Here is a 20,209-nt window from a genome sequence, read left to right on the forward strand (position 1 = left end):
ATCCCCCTTAAGCTTCTAACCATTGTTGTATAAATTATAATTACCACGCGATGGGTCCATCCTCATCTGAGAACGTTCCTGTTGGACCGTCCGTACCAATCATTGCAAGCCGGACCGCTTCACGCGCCCCTTGTTCAACACTACGAGTGCCAGCAAAATTATTGAGCGAAGTCGATGTAAAACCTGGACATGCCGCATTGACCTTGATGTTTGTCGATTCAAGCGCAAAGGCAAAGGCAAGTGTCACCGCATGAACAGCCGATTTTGACGCCGAATAGGCCCCAAACATCGCACGATGTGAGTTTTCTGGAATGGAGTTCCAGCTAAGAGAGCCGCCGGTGCTGCCCATGTTGACGATGCGTGCTGCCGGAGCCTCACGTAAAAGTGGTAACATGGCCTGGGTGACAGCAATGACACCAAAAACATTAGTTTCATAAACCGAACGAATGTCTTCGAGCGAAGCAACGGTCAAAAGACCGCTCGTCGCGCCACTGCTCGGAAACGGATCGCCCGGTTTACCTGCGTGTGATATGGCCGCATTGTTCACAAGTACATCGAGATGACCAAATTCGTTCCGAATACGCTCTGCTGCAGCAACAATGGAGTCCTGATCGGTAACGTCGAGCTGGAGAGCGTGCGCATCCGAACCGATGCTTTTGGAAGCAGTTTCTCCATTTTCGAGGCTGCGTGATCCGACGAGCACGGTGAAGCCGTGTTCCGCTAGATCCTTCGCAATTTGTAAACCTATTCCTTTATTGGCGCCAGTGATCAAGGCAACGGGTTTGTCCTGCATGGTTGTAATCTCCTTTTTGGTATGGGATACCATCTATATATTTCCTGTTGGATGTGGGATAATGATATTAAATCACATAAAAACGAAACTGTAGAGTTCCGGAACTAATCGGTTTCTAAATATATATTTTAAAAGGAGCTAAGTTTATGAGTAAAATAAAAAAGAAAATGTCTGAGAGGGGCGAATTATCTGAGGTCGTGGCAGAAAAGCCTGCGCAAGCATTGGGCCGCAAGCGAGATCACACGCGGGATGATAAAATCCTTGAGGCGACAATCGACATCCTCGCCGATACGAGTTTCGATGGTATGACAATGGACATGGTCGCGGCTCGAGCAAAGGCTGGGAAGGCGACGGTTTACCGCCGCTGGTCTTCCAAGGCGGAGTTAGTCCGAGACGCCTTGGCCTGGATGAATCGAAATCATCTTGAGCTCGAAAGCTTGCCTGATACAGGAACCTTGCGCGAAGATCTCCTCGTACTTTTGAAGCCGCAATCGATCGCGGAAGAAGAACGCAAATTTCGAGTCCTAGCGGGCCTAGGCTCCTTTTTGCAGCATCCGGAGTTTGCCGAAGCAGGAACAGCCGGGATTTTCGAGCCATGGGTTGTTGTGAACCGCGAGCTTATGAACCGAGCCGTCGTCCGCGGTGAAATTCCCGCTCACGCAGACATTGAGATGGCTTGCCAGGTCATTACTTCAATGGCTTCTTTTCGCGGACTCATCCAGCGCAAACCGTTCGACAAGCCTTTCTTCACAGCGCTAATCGATGGCATTCTGCTGCCTGCACTCAAAAACCCGCAAACAGCTCCAAATATCATGGACCGATGATGGCCAGGCGCTTACCAGAAGAATCTACAAGGTGGATCAATCACAGAAATGATTCAACTAACGGGAAACGATATTTGAATTTAGAACAGGGAGCACACTGCCGTGGCAAATGCTCCCTCTTTCATGGAAGTAACGGGCAGTACAGGTTAATACAGTAGCGTTGAAAAATGAAATATAAGGGATTAGGAGGCACGGATTTGCTCGTCTCGAAGTTTGCGCTGGGAACGATGATCTTCAGAGGTAAGAACTTTCCGATGAGTGTGGCGATGGGGGCGCTGAATAAGCAAGATCGTGTAGGTAGGGGGCATTTTCCTTTTTAAAATGACAATTGCCCTATTCCCCGTCCATATACCTAAAAAAGGCAGGGTCGGGGAGTGTCCTATCCTGCCTTCTTGGGTGTTATATGTTTTCTACTGTACTAACTTATCCAATTCTGGCTGCAATTTGGTCCGCAAAACATACAACATGATGGCACCAACAAGGAATGCGACCGCATCCGCAATGACAAGCGACCAGACCACCCCGTGGAAGCCGTTCATTTGATTGGCGATAAACAACACAGGAATCAGAGTAATTCCTTGAATAATTGACATAATAAACGCGGCAGTTCCTTGTGCTGATGCTTGGAAGATCCCGGTAAACAATGTGGTCATTCCTGTAATGAACAAGGATAGGAATGTCACATGTAGAATGTAGCTGCCCATTCCAATTAATTGCGAGTCATTTGTAAATAAACCAATTAAGTGGTCGGAAATCAAATAGACGATGATGCCAAATACGACTGCTAACGCCACAATCACTTTGATCGTAAATCCAATGGTATTCTTCATGCGTAATTTATTCGCTGTGAATGAGAAGGCAATCAACGGCACGACTCCCTCGCATAAGCCCATCAGAATAAACTCAGGAAATTGCAATAAACGTGATGAAATTCCGTAAGCCGCTACTGCCTGATCCCCGTATTCGACAAGAAAATGGTTAAAGATGAGCGACATTGCACCCAAAAAGATACTCATAATAAAGACAGGAACTCCGATTTTGAATACATTGCTCAGAATGTCCTTGGTAGCCTTGAACCATTTTACGGAGACGGTTAAGAATTGGCTCTTATATCCCATATGGAAGGCGTAGAATGCACTCGCAACCAAGTTAGAAATGACCGTAGCAGACGCAACGCCGATCACATCCCAATGGAGCACGAAGATGACTAACGCGTCGAGAATAATATTTATAACAACACTGAGAATCATACCGATCATCGACGTGATTGCTGCGCCCTCCGAACGCACGATATTCTCCAGTGTGAAGAATAATACGACGAATGGTGAGCCAATAAGCATAATCGTGACATAGTCCTTCGTGAATCCGAAGGAGTCAGACGTTGCTCCCAGGCCATGAACGATTGGATTGATCAACGGGAGACCCACGGCCATCACGATAAGACCGAGAACTAAACTGCTGTAAAAGGCAAATGAAGACACATGCTTTACCTCATCATATTTTTTCTCTCCTAGCAAACGGGAGATGAATGTACCGCTACCCATGCCAATCAAATTGCCTAGCGCCATAATGATTGCGAATAACGGCAGGGTCAGTGCGAGTGCGGTTAACATGGCAGTATTGTGAAGTGTACCAAGGAAATAGGCATTCAAGATGGAATAAATGACACTCATTGACGTGCCTAGCATCATTGGTATAGCGAAGTGAGCTACGGCTTTTGCGACCGGTGCTTTTTCAAAGTAATGGAGGTTTTCTGCATCCATGCGGATCACTACTTTCTCTATTTATTTTGCCTTCCAGTCTAACACTGTTAGGTTGTGCCTTACAGTGCTAGATGGTATCATGAACCAATGAACCTGTAAAGCATAAACTTACACTGTTAGATAAAAGGGCGGATGACATGAAAAAGCAGCAACCTCAGATTTCGGAGGATAAGATTTTGGAAACCTCGTGGGAGCTTCTTGGAGAGGAGGGCATCGAGAAATTAAGCATGAGACGATTGGCCGACAGGTTAGGGATTCAGGCTCCCTCTCTGTACTGGTACTTCAAGAGCAAACAGCATCTCTACCAGCGTCTGGCCAACCAGGTATCGAAAATGATTCTGGAAGAGTTCCACTCCGAGGGGGAATGGAAGGAGCAGCTGACGGGGCTTGCGGTAACGGTACGGAACGTGCTCAGCCGATATCCCTGCTCCACGCAGCTCATGATGATGATTCTGCCCCACGAACCGGACATCATCCGGTTCACCAACCGTATGCTGCTCTGCGTGGAATCGACGCCGCTTGAGCAAGAGCAGAAAATGCAAGTGGTTACTACGCTTGTGAACTATGTCTTCTATTTCGTTCTAGACGATTATCAGCATGAGCGCAATGTCTCCGCTATCTTTAAGGACCAGAAAGCGCATCCGGGTGAGGAGATGATTCGCCTTCTGGACTCCATGAGCGAGACGGATGTGGGACTGTTTCGGAGGATGTTCACGAACGGGCTGTTCAATCTGATGGGAACCGACGGGGCGTTTGAGTTCGGCTTGAAGCTGATTCTGTTGGGGATTGAGCAGGTGATAAAGGAGCAGGAGAAGGAGAAGTAGTATGTAAAAACCGCCCATCCGGTTATTGGATGGGCGGTTTCAATTAGGTTTACGTTTACCCTAAATTGTTGGTTCTTTTGGCGTAATCAAAACCTACGGGGATCTTTTGAAAGAGGGTTAGATATCGAGTTTACGGGTACTGATCCATTTCACCATGTCAGGATCGCGATGTGAAAAGAACAGGCTCTGTTTCGTATCTAACGTAGTAATCGACTCCATATCCTCCTGGCTTAACTCAAAGTCAAAGATATCGAAGTTTTTGATAATTCTCTCTTTACGAACAGACTTTGGAATCACAACAACTTCTCTTTGTGCCAACCAGCGTAAAACCACCTGAGCAACGGATTTATTATATTTTTCAGCTATGGATACCAATATTTCATGCTGGAACAAGTTGTTTTTCCCTTCAGCAAAAGGCGCCCAGGATTCGATCTGAACATTATTCTCTTTCATAAATTTTGCATTTTCAATTTGCTGGTTGAATGGGTGAGTTTCAACCTGATTTACGGCAGGAACTACTTCATTATGAATAATCAAATCGATCAGGCGATCCTCATGGAAGTTACTAACGCCGATTGCACGGACCTTTCCATCACGATACAATTCCTCCATAGCGCGCCAAGAACCAAACACATCTCCATATGGCTGGTGAATTAAATACAAATCCAAATAATCCAACTGCAATCTTTCCAATGATTTTTCAAATGCCTTTTTTGTACGCTCATAACCAGTATCCTGAACCCAAAGTTTCGTAGTGATAAATAACTCCTCTCTTGCCACGCCACTACGTTTGATCGCTCTGCCAACTGCTTCTTCATTTAGATAAGAGGCAGCGGTATCAATCAGCCGATAGCCTGCCATAATAGCGTCATAAACGCTTTGTTCACATTCATTTGCATCTTGGATCTGATAAACACCAAAACCGAGTATAGGCATCTCAATCCCATTGTTCAAAGTTACTTTTTGCATATAAAATCCTTAGTATTAGGGAAATACTTTTACGGAATGTAAGCAAAACTTAATTTAATTCGGGGTTCAACTATACCAGCTAATAGCTGTCAAGATTCCCAGGAACGAGAACCTAAATCATATGGTATAGTTAAAATAGGCACGCCAAATAACCCTCCAGTTAATCTGTGCCTTGGAAGGTTATACCAATATAATTTCGTTAAGCCTGACGAAATGCCTTTTTACTTTTTAAGATGGCGTGAATCCAATGAACAAGCTTATTTGCACATGCAACCAGAGCTACTTTATGCGGTTTTCCTTCGGCTCTCTTGCGGTCATAAAACTCTTTGATCCGCATATTGCGAGAACGGATAAGTCCGCACTGGACAGCCATAACCAGCGCATAACGAAGCTGCCGAGAACCACGTTTGGTAATTCGATTTCGAGTTGCGGTGAACTTACCTGAAGCAAAAACACTGGGATCAATACCAGCAAAGGCTACTAGTTTCTTTGGATGATCAAATCGGTCGATTTCTCCAACTTCCGATAAAATTGTTGCCGCAATTTTATGGCCAATACCGGGAATCGACTGGATTAAATCATACTCTTCGATTTCTTCAGCCAGGGCATTTATGTTCTGTTCCAACTCAGCAAGATGCTCCTGGTACTGAAGAATGAGAGTAATAAGAACTTTTAAATTTATTAAGTGGCTAGCGTACAAGGTTTGCTCGAAGGGATTTTGTTTTGCCGCATCAAGCAGCCGCTTTACTCGCTCGTTAATCCAGTCCTTTGAACGGCCTCGTTTCGTTGAAAGCATGTCTTTGATTTTAGCTTTAAGTGTTTCTTCGTCCGTTTGCAAAACCGAATATGAGGTTGGAAATTCACTTAAAAATCGTAGTGAAACGCCTGAATACATAGCTCCGAAGACACCCTTGTATGCTGGGAAAACCTGATCCAGAACAGCTTGGAATTGCAATTTAGTCTGCACACACATCTTTGAAAGAGACTCATATTGTCTCGTTAGATAGCGAAGATTGAGCAGTTGCACACCTCTTTTCTTAAAAGGTTCAAACTCTTCTTTGTAGAACAACTCTCCCAAAAGATAAGCATCAGCAGCATCCGTTTTCACTTTACGAAGATTGGACTTCCTAAGCCGATTTGAGATGAGCGGATTAATGACAATATATAGATAGCGATGCTCTTCTAGGAACTGAACAACGGGACATTGGTAATGCCCAGTTGCTTCTAGAATAAGCAAAGGACGCAGTCTGGACGCATGTTCGACTTCTTGAATTGCTTGAAGCAGTTCCTCCAGTCCATCTCGAGTATGTGCGAAATGGAAAGTTCCCTTGTACGGTTTTCCACGCTCTAAAAAGGCTTGTCCATGACTTTCTTCTTTAGAAATATCTAGACCGATAACTGGATTCATTAGATCTCTCCCTATACGAATAGATTTACCGGTAGCCCCTAAGGGTTCTTGTCGCTCCATAGCATCGCTTGTTATACGGGATCTCGTGTCCCAACCAGCCTCAATCATGGTCATGACAAGTAGGGGTGAACATTATAGCTCTCGGGATCAAGTCCCACGGGCAGGAACGTTCGACCCGGCTACCTTAATCCTCAAACCCAAATAAAAAGGGATCAACCAGAAATAACTGGCTGATCTCATAATACGAACGGGCAGGTTAGTTCAAATATGCGTTAATATTGATTATTTATGTAAGACCAATAAATTAATACGGGCTAACCCAGGTGATTTGTATAAGTTTAACCCACGAATTTTTCCTTCTAAGCAACCATTTTGATTTGAATTACTGATATGAGATTATAGGGGTGTAAAAAACGCCGGTGACCTTAAGCAGGTGACCGGCGTTTTCATATTAGCGTTTCGGCATTTTGCTCTCATCCATGTACAGCAGGTTCCAGCGGTGACCATCCAGGTCGGCAAATCCTGCGCCGTACATCCAGCCGTCAATTTCACTCGGCTTGCCAAAGATGTTTCCTCCGGCAAACTCTACTTTTTGAATAAAGGCATCTACTTCTTCTCTGCTTTCAGCGCCAATGGAAAATATTACTTCTGCGGTATTGGAAGTATCTGCGGTTTTTGAACCTGTGAATTGCTCAAACGCCGCATCCGGGAACAGCAGAATCGTTGTTTGGCCTATGGCAAGCTTGGATCTCTCGTTACCAACGCTCACCGCATGGAATCCAATCTCATTGAAAAAGGCAGTTGACCTCTCAACATCTTTGACCGGCAGGTTAATCCAGATATCCTGTGACATGGCTGTAGCCTCCTGGAATATTTTTTCAACTACTCCTACTATACTCTACTTCTGGCAGCAGAAGCGAATCTTATAAAAGAAACTGCAAGGTATGACATCCTGTCATGCATTCTGCGGTTTCCTTAGTAAACTTATTTACTTCTCTGTTCCAGCATCGTCTCCGTCAAGGTATCGATCTAGCCAAGAAATGGATTTCGCATCAAAGTAGAAATGCGTTTTGTAATCCAGTCTATAGATAAGCACCCTCAGCGCGAAACATATAATTACTGAAATTAAATTTTTGGGACTAAAGTAGAATTAAAACATTGAACTAACGAGAAACGATAGTTCAATGATAAAGTGGTGGTCTCGAAAGGTTGAAATCCTATAAAAATCGGTTGAAAATGTTGATTTCACCAGTGGACAAGGATTTGTACAATAGAGTTGTAACGCTTACATTTCCAAGGAGGTTGCGGCGAAATGAAGAGACTTCAGGTGATTGGCAAGCAAATCAGGACCCCGAAATCCAAAAGGAGGCCGTGTTGATGAAATTTAAGGGAATATTGGCGGCGTTTTTATTTTTAACCACAGCGTCTGTGTTGTTTGGAGTGCATACGGCAGAGGCCCATGAACTATCCAATGACAAGCTGACGATTCAGACAGGCGAGCATGGCGAAATTTCATCCATACGTATCAAGGGAGATGTTTTTCCGACAGAGTATGTCATGAACGCAACGGTAACACCTGAACAGAACACCGCAGATCATCAGTGGCTAGGGGAGCTGATGTTCACGTATCGATTGGATGGAGGTAGCTGGACGAAAGCATGGACGAACAAGTCGGCAGACGCACGCAAGATCACAATCAGTGGTAACCGTGTCACTGTCACGTACGAGAACTCTACTAATGCAGAAGGCATACGCAATTTTAAAGTCATCGAAACGTATTCGGCAGAGTCGAATGGTTCGGTGTTGTGGAATATACAGGTACAGAATACAAGTGGGAAAAAATTGGAGATTGGCGATTTCGGTTTGCCTCTGCCTTTTAATGAGCAATGGACTAATGGTGATGCGATCTACGAAACTAGAGTGGTGACGCATTCCTTTGTCGGCAATAACAGCTCCTATATTACAGCTGGGCGTCCCAGCGGCATTGGCTCTTCCCTTTTGCTGATTCCTGATTCGACAACAGGTGCGGGTTTTGAATATCAGGATCACTGGCGGGATGAGGAGCATCCGGGCAGCAAATGGGCCTGGAATCCGGCCAATGAAGGTAAATGGCTGGAAGGGCTGAATGTATTTTATATTCATTCCAATGTCATCAAGTCCACCAACCGGGGCTATTTGCCCAATACAAGCCTGATCCTGAATCCCGGTCAAAGCAAAAACTATGGCTTCAAGTTTCTGGCTGTGAAGGACGAGCATGATGTAAAAGATACGTTGTACCAAGAAAACTTGGTGGATACAACAGTCGTACCCGGCATGATCGTGCCTACGAATCAAAAGGCGAAGGTGGACCTGCGCTCCAAGCAGGCGATCAGCAAAGTAACCTATCCCGACGGAACCGTTATTCCAGAGACGGATAGCAAGGCTGGAGGACACCACATTTATGAATTGAAATTTACTAAATTGGGTCCGAATTTCATAACGGTAGAATACGGCAATGGCAGCAAAACGGTTCTACAATTTTATGCCATCGAGCCGATTGATCAAGCGCTGCAACGGCACGCTACATTTATGGTCGACAAAACCCAATGGAATGTACCGGGTGATCTGCGCGACAAGGTATTTGACGATTGGATGATGCATACCAAATCCAAACGGAACATTTTCAACGGCTACTGGGGCTGGGGAGACGATTGGGGTCTGACGCACGGACAGTTTCTGGCTGAGAAAAACACACTGTCTCCGGTCGCTAAAGAGGTGCGGGCCGTAGACGATTATTTGGAAACGGCGATCTGGACGAATCTGATGAACGGACATCATGAGGATTATTTAATTCATGATTTCTTGATGCCAGAGCCTAACGATACACCGACCTATCGAGGGTATGCTTATCCGCATGTATACAACACGTATTTCAGCATGTACAAGATTGCCAAGGAATACCCGGATCTTGTTACTTACAAGCATCCAAAGGAAACGTATTTGCTGCGGGCGTATAACATTTTCAAAGCATTGTATGAAGGGCCAGTCGCGTACAACTGGGAAACAGGTTTGATGGGCGAACTGACCACACCGGATATTATTCAGGCACTTCATGATGAAGGCTATGATGATGAAGCGAATGATCTTAAGGAAAAAATGGATCGTAAATATAACAATTTTAAAAATACAAAGTATCCTTATGGTTCTGAATATAGCTATGACAATACAGGGGAAGAAGCTGTATATACGTTAGCCAAGCAGAATATAGATACAGAGGGCGAGCAAAGTAAAGCCCTGGAAATGATGGGTAAAATCAATGCCAAAACCCGTGCGGCACGCGGTCATATGCCCGTATGGTACTACTACACCGATCCGGTGACGATTACCGGGGAGAACTGGTTTAACTTCCAGTACACGACTTCGCTTGCTGGATATGCGATGGATGACTGGATTCGCCATCATGAGGACAATCACCGTGAGGAACAACAACGGTTGTCCTATGCAGCTAAAATTGCCAATGTCGGAGCGATTAACTCCGGGCAAATCAGCTCGGACCCTGAAAACATCGGGGCGGTCGCATGGACGTATCAAGCGGAAAAAGGCAATAACGGCACGAACGGCACTGGCGGCGGTAAAAATGTTCCGCTCTTTAACGGCTGGCGCGGCATGAGTGGTGAGGCTGATCTCGGATTGTTCGGTGCGCTCAAAACCTTAAGCGCTGATATCGCGATGGATCCGATTTTTGGATTGACGGGCTACGGTGCAGAGGTGAGCAAAAGTGGCAACGTGTATACGATCAAGCCGCTGGACGGTTTGTTCAAGCGAATCAATCTGATTACGGAAAAGATGTATATCGAGCTGGAAAAGGATCAGTATACAGAAGCCAAGCTGGCAACTTCCAAGGATTATGTATGGCTTCAGTTGAAAAATCAAACGCCAGGCCAAGCTCATTCCACGTACATTACATTTGACGGTTTGAAGAAAGGAACGTATTTGGTTAAAGTAGGCGGTCAATCACAAGGGAAGTTTAATGCATATGCGCCTTCCAACAAGCTTAAATTGGAGATTGGTACAGCATCCTCCTACACGGTAGAGCTGACACCAACCACACCTGATCCGAACAAGGCACCTGTTGTAGACGCTGGCAAAGATTCGAAGGTGAAGCTGCCGGATCAAATTATTTTGAAAGGCACAGCTACGGATGATGGACTTCCGCAAGGAAAGGTGACGAGCGAGTGGAGTCTGGTCGAAGGACCACAGGACGCGAAGGTCACATTCAGCAGCAAAACATCGCTTCGCACGAAGGTGGACGTTTCCGAGCCAGGAACGTATGTGTTCAAGCTGACAGCCAGCGATTCTCAGTTGTCAGCGGAGGCTAAAGTAACGGTGGTAGCTGAACCGGCCGCTCCGTTACTTGAACAGCTTGCCGTTTACAAGTTTGATGAAACCAGCGGTTCTGTAGTTGCGGATTCTTCGGACAGTGGCAATGATGCTGCCGTGAAGGGAACGGCTGCATGGGCTGCGGGTAAAACAGGCAATGCTGTCAGCCTGAACGGCAAGGACAGCTACGTGCAGCTTCCGGCGGGTATTGTCAGTCGTGCACAGCAATTGACCGTATCCGGCTGGGTCAAAGCGAACAGCCTGAGCGATTATGTACGGATTTTTGACTTCGGCTCCGGGACGAATGAATATATGTTCCTGACGCCTAAAGCAGGAAATACCATGCTGTTTGCCATTACCAATCAAGGCAACGGGCAGGGACAGGAGCAGACGATTGAAGGCCCTGTACTGCCGACAGGCGTATGGAAGCATGTTGCGGTCACGCTTTCAGGTTCCACAGGTATTTTATACGTGGATGGAAAAGAAGTGGGACGCAATACCAACTTGACCCTGAATCCTACCAGTCTGGGACAGACCAAAAATAATTTTATCGGCAAATCTCAATACCCTGATCCTTATTTCAATGGTCTGGTGGATGAATTCCGGATCTACAGCCGTGCTTTGAATGCTTCTGAGGTAGCAGGTTTGGTCTCCGGTACAGCACAAAGCCTAACGGGAGTCGAGAAAATTACGGCTTTAAAAGAAGTAAACGTGACGACTCGTACGGGTGAAAAACCCGAACTGCCAAGCGTAGTGGAAGCTACGTATGGCGAAGGCTCCACTAAATGGGTGGCTGTGGAATGGGAGGATATAGACCCTGCACAATATGCTGCTCCAGGTTCGTTTGAGTTGAAGGGCAAAGTAGAAGGGACAGAGTTAAAGGCAATGGCGAAGGTAACCGTGATTGAGGTAGGGGCTGCGGTTCCATCGGTAACACCGGTTGGCCCGGAGAATTCAGTAACCCCGCCAACTACGACATCCCCGGTAACATCTGCCTTACCGCCTCGACCTGTCAGCTCCGCTAAATCAGCGGGGGTATTCTGAATGGGCGGCAACAACGCATAGTCATGACTAATTTTTCCCATCGTCACTTTCCTCCTATAAAGGGGAGAGTGGCGGTGGGTATCCTTGCATTTGGAGTGCAAAGCTGCGAACAAAATGTGAATGGGGGATAAAGTATGAGCAAGATTACATTTCTGGGTGCAGGCAGTACGGTATTTGCTAAAAATGTGCTTGGCGATTGTATGTTGACGCCTGCTTTGCAGGGCTTTGAACTAGCGTTGTTCGATATTGACCCCGTAAGGCTGAAAGATTCAGAAAATATTTTATCCAATTTGAAAAAAACAACAGGGAGCACCTGTGTGATCCGCTCCTACACTGACCGCAAGGAAGCACTGCGTGGAGCGACTTATGTGGTAAATGCCATCCAGGTGGGCGGCTATGATCCGTGTACAATTACGGATTTTGAAATTCCAAAAAAATACGGTCTGCGCCAAACGATTGCCGATACGGTCGGCATTGGTGGCATTTTCCGCAATTTACGCACGATTCCGGTAATGCTCGATTTTGCGGCAGACGTGCGTGAGGTGTGCCCGGATGCTTGGTTTCTCAACTACACCAATCCGATGGCAGTGCTGACGAATGTAATGAACGTTTATGGCGGTGTCCGTACGGTAGGGCTGTGTCATAGCGTGCAGGCGTGTATACCGGAGCTGTTCAAAAGCCTTGGGCTGGAGCAGGAAGGTGTAAAGGCAAAAATCGCAGGCATCAATCATATGGCGTGGCTGCTCGAAGTGAGTAAGGATGGTGTAGATTTATATCCTGAGATTAAAAAACGAGCCGCCGCTAAACAGCAGGAAAAGCATCATGATATGGTACGCTTTGAAATGATGCTAAAATTCGGCTATTACATTACAGAATCGTCCGAGCATAATGCGGAATATCATCCGTATTTTATCAAACGGGCATACCCTGAGCTGATCGAGCGCTTCAATATTCCTTTGGATGAATACCCGCGCCGCTGTGTGAACCAGATTGCACGATGGGAAACGATGCGTGAGGAGCTTTTGGGCGATCAGGATTTGCGTCATGAACGGTCAAACGAGTATGCCTCTTATATATTTGAGGCGATCGAAACGAATCAGCCTTTTGCCATTGGTGGCAATGTGATGAACACAGGCTTAATTACCAATCTGCCGAAGGAAGCCTGTGTAGAGGTACCCTGTCTGGTGAATCGTAACGGGGTTACGCCAACCTTTGTCGGGGATTTGCCACCCCAATGTGCTGCACTGAACCGGACGAATATTAATACCCAGCTGTTAACGATTGAAGCTGCAATCACCGGGAAAAAGGAGCACATTTATCATGCTGCTATGTTGGACCCGCACACGTCCGCAGAGCTGTCCATAGATGATATCGTTTCTCTGTGTGATGACCTGATCGCAGCGCACGGGGAATGGCTCCCACCCTATGTGTAAGGGAGACAGATGAATGGGAGGCCGGGGTCGTCAAAAGTTCGCCGGGATTCCTACAATCCGTGGGAAATTTATTGTACTGACGCTGGTACTCACCGTCATTCCGATGGTGGTATTGACCTTTACCTTTTACCGGATCGCGGCCCATTCCATCGGTGAGAAATCAGAAGCATTAGCTATGCAGTCTCGGCAAATGAGTGAAAATTACGTCAATGCGACGCTTTCCGATTTGAATGACCTGACCAATGCCATTCTCAGCAATCCTGATGTGCAGTCCATGCTGGAGACCAAGCCGGAAGATGATTATGAATATTTACGGAACGATGAAACACTCAGTATGGTTGTCCGTACGCAAACCCAGACCAAGCCGTATATCACGTCCTCTCTCATATATGCCGCCAATGGCGGGCTCAAGCATTCTCTCTATCAGGGGAATGTTTCGGTCCGTTTTGGCGGCCTTCCTACATTAGAGGAAGCACGTGTGTACTATCGCCGCCTGCTCGCCGAGCGGCCCATGATGTGGATGGCTCATTCGCCGTTTGAATCAGGACGCGGGATGGCGAGGGATCGCATCTATGTGGGGAAGCTACTTCGAAAAACGACTGGAGATTACGCACCCCTCGGATTTTTGCTGCTGGAAATCGACAAGGCTAGTCTGTTTCGGGGGCTTGCTTTTCATGAGACAGACGGCAATACCCAGATGTGGGTGCTGGATCAGGAGGGCGAGCCTGTATACCGATTGCCGGAGCAAAGCGTTGCGGATCAAGCGCTATTGCGGCAGATTGCTAAATCGGCTGTGGATAGGCCAGTGCTTACGAAGGACTGGAGAACATGGAACGGTCGCCAAACGATGATCTCTTACGGCCCGTTAAATGAAGGACAATGGACGCTGCTGCAAAAAGTCGATCAGTCTGTGCTGTTCGAGGATGCGCGGAAAATTGGTGCCTGGACCATCTGGACTTTTCTGGTTGCACTGATGCTGGGCTGGATGCTGTCTTATCGGCTGAGTGACACGATTCGTCGCCCCCTGCTTCAATTGAGCCGATTAATGGCGGTCGATGGGAGTGTGAATGCTACAGGCTCAGCCCAAGCTTTCGAAGCTCCTACTTCCGTTGTTTTTAATCCTAAGGATGAGGTAGGGCAGATCGGGGAGCGTTTTCTTCATATGATGCAAAAAAATCATGAACTGTACGATCAGGTCTACGAAGCGTTGCTGTCGCGTAAGCAGGCTGAGTTCCGCGCGCTTCAGGCGCAGATTAATCCGCATTTTTTGTACAACACGCTGGAGTCACTGAAGGGAATGGCATTGGCGAATGGGCAACGGGATATGGCAGAGGTAATCGGTGCCTTCGGTAAATGTTTTCGCATTTCACTAAGTTATGGCCGAGAGCAAATCAGTTTGGGACAGGAAGTTGAGCATGTAAGCGCCTATGTGAAGGTGCAGCAGTTCAGGTTTAGGAATTCGTTCGAGTGGATTTGCGAGGTAGAGGAGGATATTTGCGGATTTTATGTACCCAAACTAATCCTCCAGCCGCTCGTCGAAAATGCTATTTACCACGGTTTAAAAGGGCGCACCGACCATGGCTATATCATGTTATCCGGCACAAGGGAAGGGGATATGTTGCGTTTGACGGTCAGTGATGATGGGGGCGGTATTGGAGCCGAGCGTCTGGACGATATTCGGAAGTCGCTAGATGCCGAGCGGGGAAGTGCTATTGGCTTTGGACTGCGCAATGTACATGAACGTCTTGGGCATTATGGTCCGCAATATGGACTGTCCGTGACAAGCGAGCCGGGTCAGTACACCTCGGTTACCTTACTGGCACCCATTCGAACTGAATAAGAAAGGGGAGAAGGGCATGTACCGGCTGCTGATTGTGGACGACGAATATCATATTCGGGAAGGACTGAAGCTGATGGTGGCGGAAAGTGGCCTGTCAGTGGAAGTCAGTGATGTGGCGGGGGACGGCGCAACGGCATTACGTTTGTATACGGAGCAGCGACCGGACATGGTTTTACTGGATATTAATTTACCGGATATGAGTGGACTGGACGTAGCAAAAACCATTCGGGACAAGGATCAGCAGACCCCGTTATTATTCCTGACAGGGTACGAATCTATGACGTATATTCGTCAGGCAGTCTCGCTTCAAGCGGTCGATTATTTGCTCAAGCCGGTGACCAGCGAGGATTTCGAAGCGGCATTGAGCCGGGCTGAGGATCGTATTGCGCAATGGCGAAGAAGCGAGGAGGAAGCGATTCACCGCCATCGTTCATTGGAGCCATTGTACAGGGAGCATCTACTGCTGGATCTGCTCCAGCAGCGGCGTCCTGCAGCCGAGGTCATTCGGGAGATGGACGGGCTGAGATTTTTCGGCGAGACGAGTGGGCCGCCTTATACCGTGCTGTGTTGCGAGCTGGAGGAGGCGTCGCAGCAGGAAGCAGCCGCTAGCAAGTCACACGGTTCCATGCATAAAAACAGCCATGTATTCGCTGGACTGGCTGGGGAGGCTGCGGCAGCGACCGGAGCGAAGGCGCACAGTGCAGCGGTTTCCCGCGATCGGCGTGTTGTGCTGCTGGCGACGGCATCTTGCAGGGCGGCGGAGCGGGCGGCACAGCAGATTCGGCAGGCCGTGCAGGAACGATTGAGTCTGGGCGTGTCCATCGGGATTAGCCGTCCTGTACAACGGATGGAGCAACTTCCCGAGGCGTATGAGGAAGCCGTGCAAGCGGCGGAGCATCGGGGGTGGGTGGGCTATAGCCAGATCATCCCCTACGAGAGCATTCAGGCGGCCGAGCCAAACAGCAGTCAATTACTGGAGAAGGAACTGCTGATGATTACGGAAATTCGAGCCGGTAATGATGCTGCCGTACATGCGATTTTACAGGAATGGTCAGGACAGTTGGCAGGGTTGCCATTCAAGCAGGTGAAAATGATCGTCACCCAGCTCGTGCTGTTCGTCATGCGGATCGTTCAGAGTGATGCATCTGTAGGACAAACGTCCATGCAGGAGCAGGACCCGTTGCTGGAACTGTCCCGATTACGACATGGGCCCGAGATGGTTGATTATGTATCGCGCTATTTTGTTCGGGTGGGTCGACATGTCCGAGAATCACGCGAGAAGGATATTCCCCGCAAATTCCAACGGGCCAAGGAATGGATTCGGGAGCATCTTCAGGAGGATGGAGGGCTGAACCGTCTGGCAGAGTACATGAATATGAGTCCCAAATATTTGAGTACCCGTTTCAAGCAGGTTACAGGTGAAAGCTTCGCCGACTACCAGACGCGTGTTCGCTTTGAGCGAGCCCGAGAACTGCTGCTGGACCCGAATCGCAAGGTGGCGGAGGTAGCGGAGCTTGTGGGATTCACAGATACGAACTATTTTAGCATTGCCTTTAAAAAGCATACTGGACTGACCCCGACGGAGTTTCGTAAAACATTTTTGTAAACGCGCTGTTAAAAAAATCATACCAAAACAAAGAGAGTCTGGAGTCGTTGGGTGGTCGGCTCTGGGCTCTCAGCGCATAATAGGCTTGTAAGGAGAAACCAGTTCAGGAAGGGGCCGGTTGATTTGCTGAAACGAAGGTTACGGACATGGATGGCTCTCGTGATGACGGTGATGTTGACAGGGCTGACGGCTTGCAGTGGTAACGCTGGCGAACCGGCTAATCCCAATGCGGTCGAACTCAAGTTCATGTACTGGGGAAGCAATGATGAGAAGCAGGCGATGGAAAAAATGATTCAAAGCTTTAATGCATTCCACCCGAACATCCGGGTGAAGGGCGAGCATGTCCCTGGTGACTACACGACGAAAATTAACACGTTAATGGCTGCCAATCAGCTTCCTGATATCGCCTACCTGGGTGATTCCCTCACAATGAAATGGGCAAGTGAAGGCAGACTCCTGGATTTATCCTCTTATTATGACGAATATCCCGAATTAAAAAACAAGCTCAAATCCTCCTATCTCTACAGCGAACCCGGCAAGTCTATCGGCAATTACACCGCATTGGAAGTGATGCAGTTATTTTACAACAAGGAGTTGTTTACAGAAGCAGGGGTACCCGTCCCTCCGGCTGATCCTCAAAAAGCATGGACATGGGATGAATTCCTGGAAATTGCCAAAAAGCTGACCAAGGATCAGAACGGCAAGCATCCGGGAGACAGTGGATTTGATCCGAAAAATATTGTGCAGTACGGCTTTGCCTTCGGCAATGACCGCAGCTCCTGGGGACCGCTTTTAGCAAGCAACGGCGGAGGTTTGACTGACAAAACGGGCAAGAAGTACACCCTGAACAGTCCTGAGTCGGTGGAGGTTTTTCAGAAGCTGCAGGATCTGGTGTTCAAGGAGCATGTTTCTCCTGATTTGATCCAGCAGCAGGACATGCCGTCTAATACGATTCGTCTTCAGACGAGGAAGGTCGCGATGGTGGTGGACGGAACCTGGTCCCTGCTTGATTTTTCGAACAACAAGCAGCTGCAATGGAGTATCGGCGTTCTGCCGAAGCTAAAAGAGCCCAAAACGATGATTGTTGCGGGAGCCACGGTCATTTTCCAGAGCACCAAGCACCCAAAAGAAGCGCTCGAATTTTATTTATACCATAACAATCCCGAAAAGGTGGATCTGTTCAAGTCCGGTCTTTGGATGCCTATCGAGGAAAAGTATTATACCGATGAGCAGGCCATCCAGTCATGGACCAATAATGCCGCACATCCACTGGAATTTCAGAAGGCAGGCATTGAGTATGCCAGAGATTATGCGATCAAGCCGTCAACTTCGACCCTTCGCAACTGGCCTGATATCGGTTCCAAACTGACCCCGGGGCTGGATCTGATCTGGACGAACAAGAAGACGCCGCAGCAGGCGCTGGATGAACTGGAACCTATCATTCAGCCATTGCTTCAAGGCGTATACCCGGATGAATAATGCGGCGGGACAGCTGCGAAAGGAGAACAGCCCATGAAGCGACCAAAATCAGGAATGATGCGCATGGAGCGAAACTGGGGTCTGCTATTCGCGCTTCCTGCCATCCTCGGATTAATGATTTTTACAATTGGACCGATCGTGGCCTCGTTCGTATTCAGCTTAACCAATTGGACGATTGGTGGACAGATGACCTTTATAGGATTGGATAATTACCGAACCATTTTGACCGAGGATGCTACCTTTTCCCAATCCATGTTCGTGACCACATATTATGCACTGGGCAGCGTGCCTCTCGGCTTGGCGGCGGCTTTTATCATTGCGCTGTTATTAAATCAAAAGGTGAGGGGGTTGTCGGTGTTTCGTACGATTTATTATCTACCTACTATTGTACCGAGTATTGCTAACACGATGTTGTGGCTGTGGATGTTCAACCCGGATTTTGGTCTGTTAAATTCGCTGCTGGAGGGCGTTGGACTGCCGGGGAGCAAATGGATTTATGACGAGAACACTGCAATACCCTCGCTGATCATGATGAGCACCTGGGGGATCGGAAACACGGTCATTATCTTTTTGGCGGGACTTCAGTCGGTTCCCACCCATCTGTATGAAGCAGCTGAGGTAGACGGCGGTAATAGGTGGCATAAATTTTTTCATATTACCATTCCTTCGATGACACCAACCATTTTCTTCAATCTGGTCATGTCTTTAATCAGCACCTTTCAGGCCTTCAATCAGGCATATGTTATGACCAACGGGGGGCCGAATAATTCAACGCTGTTCTATGTGTTCTACTTGTGGCGTACGGCCTTTACGGAGACTAAAATCGGCTACGCCTCAGCGCTGGCCTGGATCTTATTTTTCGTCATCATGGTTTTAACGGTTCTGATTTTCTCCACATCCAAAAAGTGGGTCCACTATGAAGGAGGGGAACGTTCATGAATCAGGTCACTTCTTCTGTCAATTCTTCAGAAACACCACAACATCCGCTTCCACAGCCTGAACGTTCCCGAAGTCCTGCGACCGCCACCCATTCCAAACCCTTCCCACTCAGCCGTGTTGTACTGTATATCGTTTTAATTATAGGTAGTGTTTTAATGCTGTTGCCATTTGCATGGCTTATTCGCAGCTCTCTGATGGGGACATCGCAAATTTTCGTGTTCCCGCCGGAGTGGATACCCTCTCCTTTTCAATGGAGCAATTACCCGGAGGCGCTGACTTCAGTACCGTTCGGCAGGTATTTTATGAATACGTTCATGATTGAGGTGTGTGTGCTGGCAGGAGTGATGTTGACCTCAATTGTGTCGGCGTTTACCTTTGCCCGCCTGCGCTGGCCTGGACGTAATCTGATTTTTTCCCTGCTGATCGGGTCGATGATGTTGCCTTACGCGGTGACGCTCATTCCCACTTTCGTCATGTGGCGTGAGCTGGGCGGGCTGAATACATTTTTGCCACTCATTGTTCCTGCATGGTTCGGTGGAGGGGCGTTTAACATCTTCTTGATGCGACAATTCATGCTGACGGTTCCACGCGATCTGGACGAAGCGGCTTATATGGACGGAGGTACGCCTCTGACTGTACTATGGCGCGTCATTATTCCTTTATCTTCGCCTGCATTGATCGTGATCGGAATATTCACTTTTATTGATGTGTGGAACGATTTTTTGGGCCCAATTATTTATTTGAGTGACGAAAAGCATTTTACGCTAGCGCTGGGGCTGGCGACTTTCCGGGGATTAAACAATACCAACTGGCCTTACTTGATGGCGGCTTCCAGCACGATTTTGGCTCCGATCGTCCTGATATTTTTTATCGGACAGCGTTATTTTATTGAAGGCATCACATTGACAGGGATTAAAGGCTAAAGGAA

The 20,209-nt window shown here is 47.7% G+C and carries 15 protein-coding genes; 10 read left to right on the top strand and 5 right to left on the bottom strand.

Annotation, left to right across the window (positions count from 1 at the left end; genetic code table 11):
* Positions 1 to 40: 40 nt before the first annotated feature.
* Positions 41 to 793 (bottom strand): SDR family oxidoreductase, encoded by a 753-nt coding sequence (locus MLD56_RS05300; protein WP_029514779.1) that lies wholly within the window; start codon positions 791 to 793, stop codon positions 41 to 43.
* A 167-nt stretch (positions 794 to 960) separates the two neighbouring features.
* Between MLD56_RS05300 and MLD56_RS05305 the strand changes: the two genes are divergently transcribed.
* Both MLD56_RS05305 and MLD56_RS25965 read left to right on the top strand, forming a co-directional pair.
* Positions 961 to 1,617 (top strand): TetR/AcrR family transcriptional regulator, encoded by a 657-nt coding sequence (locus tag MLD56_RS05305; protein ID WP_049816862.1) that lies wholly within the window; start codon positions 961 to 963, stop codon positions 1,615 to 1,617.
* Between the two features lie 197 nt (positions 1,618 to 1,814).
* A complete protein-coding gene (locus MLD56_RS25965) occupies positions 1,815 to 1,937 on the top strand; it encodes a hypothetical protein (protein WP_274386749.1) in 123 nt (40 codons plus the stop codon).
* 90 nt (positions 1,938 to 2,027) lie between these two features.
* Here MLD56_RS25965 and MLD56_RS05310 read toward each other — a convergent pair whose 3' ends face one another.
* Entirely contained in the window at positions 2,028 to 3,380 is a 1,353-nt protein-coding gene (locus tag MLD56_RS05310) for an MATE family efflux transporter (RefSeq protein ID WP_029514780.1), read from the bottom strand.
* A 137-nt stretch (positions 3,381 to 3,517) separates the two neighbouring features.
* On the opposite strand from MLD56_RS05310, the gene MLD56_RS05315 reads away from it, so the two are divergent.
* Positions 3,518 to 4,204: a TetR/AcrR family transcriptional regulator gene (locus MLD56_RS05315; protein WP_029514782.1), complete on the top strand. Its 687-nt coding sequence runs from the start codon at positions 3,518 to 3,520 to the stop codon at positions 4,202 to 4,204.
* A gap of 117 nt (positions 4,205 to 4,321) precedes the next feature.
* Here the strand turns inward: MLD56_RS05315 and MLD56_RS05320 are convergent, their stop codons facing one another.
* The 3 genes from MLD56_RS05320 to MLD56_RS05330 form a co-directional block, all read right to left on the bottom strand.
* Positions 4,322 to 5,173: an aldo/keto reductase gene (locus tag MLD56_RS05320; RefSeq protein WP_029514784.1), complete on the bottom strand. Its 852-nt coding sequence runs from the start codon at positions 5,171 to 5,173 to the stop codon at positions 4,322 to 4,324.
* A gap of 199 nt (positions 5,174 to 5,372) precedes the next feature.
* A complete protein-coding gene (locus tag MLD56_RS05325; protein ID WP_029514786.1) occupies positions 5,373 to 6,581 on the bottom strand; it encodes an IS110 family RNA-guided transposase in 1,209 nt (402 codons plus the stop codon).
* A 451-nt stretch (positions 6,582 to 7,032) separates the two neighbouring features.
* Positions 7,033 to 7,434, bottom strand: coding sequence for a VOC family protein (locus tag MLD56_RS05330; RefSeq protein WP_029514787.1), 402 nt, complete (start codon positions 7,432 to 7,434; stop codon positions 7,033 to 7,035).
* 524 nt (positions 7,435 to 7,958) lie between these two features.
* On the opposite strand from MLD56_RS05330, the gene MLD56_RS05335 reads away from it, so the two are divergent.
* The 7 genes from MLD56_RS05335 (at position 7,959) to MLD56_RS05365 (ending at position 20,204) form a co-directional block, all read left to right on the top strand.
* Positions 7,959 to 11,984, top strand: coding sequence for a DUF5695 domain-containing protein (locus tag MLD56_RS05335; protein WP_029514788.1), 4,026 nt, complete (start codon positions 7,959 to 7,961; stop codon positions 11,982 to 11,984).
* Positions 11,985 to 12,118: 134 nt separating this feature from the next.
* The gene (locus MLD56_RS05340) at positions 12,119 to 13,417 is read left to right on the top strand and encodes an alpha-glucosidase/alpha-galactosidase (RefSeq protein ID WP_029514790.1); all 1,299 of its coding nucleotides are present in this window, start codon (positions 12,119 to 12,121) and stop codon (positions 13,415 to 13,417) included.
* Between the two features lie 13 nt (positions 13,418 to 13,430).
* Positions 13,431 to 15,257 (top strand): sensor histidine kinase, encoded by a 1,827-nt coding sequence (locus MLD56_RS05345; protein ID WP_029514792.1) that lies wholly within the window; start codon positions 13,431 to 13,433, stop codon positions 15,255 to 15,257.
* A 16-nt stretch (positions 15,258 to 15,273) separates the two neighbouring features.
* A complete protein-coding gene (locus MLD56_RS05350) occupies positions 15,274 to 16,863 on the top strand; it encodes a response regulator (RefSeq protein WP_241113483.1) in 1,590 nt (529 codons plus the stop codon).
* A gap of 123 nt (positions 16,864 to 16,986) precedes the next feature.
* Positions 16,987 to 18,342 carry an ABC transporter substrate-binding protein gene (locus MLD56_RS05355; protein WP_239645143.1) on the top strand — a complete coding sequence of 452 codons (1,356 nt, stop codon included), beginning with the start codon at positions 16,987 to 16,989 and terminating at the stop codon, positions 18,340 to 18,342.
* A 33-nt stretch (positions 18,343 to 18,375) separates the two neighbouring features.
* Positions 18,376 to 19,281 (top strand): carbohydrate ABC transporter permease, encoded by a 906-nt coding sequence (locus MLD56_RS05360; RefSeq protein ID WP_029516046.1) that lies wholly within the window; start codon positions 18,376 to 18,378, stop codon positions 19,279 to 19,281.
* Positions 19,278 to 20,204, top strand: coding sequence for a carbohydrate ABC transporter permease (locus MLD56_RS05365; RefSeq protein WP_029516047.1), 927 nt, complete (start codon positions 19,278 to 19,280; stop codon positions 20,202 to 20,204). Before MLD56_RS05360 ends, MLD56_RS05365 begins: the two co-directional genes overlap by 4 nt.
* Positions 20,205 to 20,209 lie beyond the last annotated feature (5 nt).

Origin of the sequence: Paenibacillus peoriae, from assembly GCF_022531965.1 — a bacterium.
Lineage (GTDB): Bacteria > Bacillota > Bacilli > Paenibacillales > Paenibacillaceae > Paenibacillus > Paenibacillus polymyxa_D.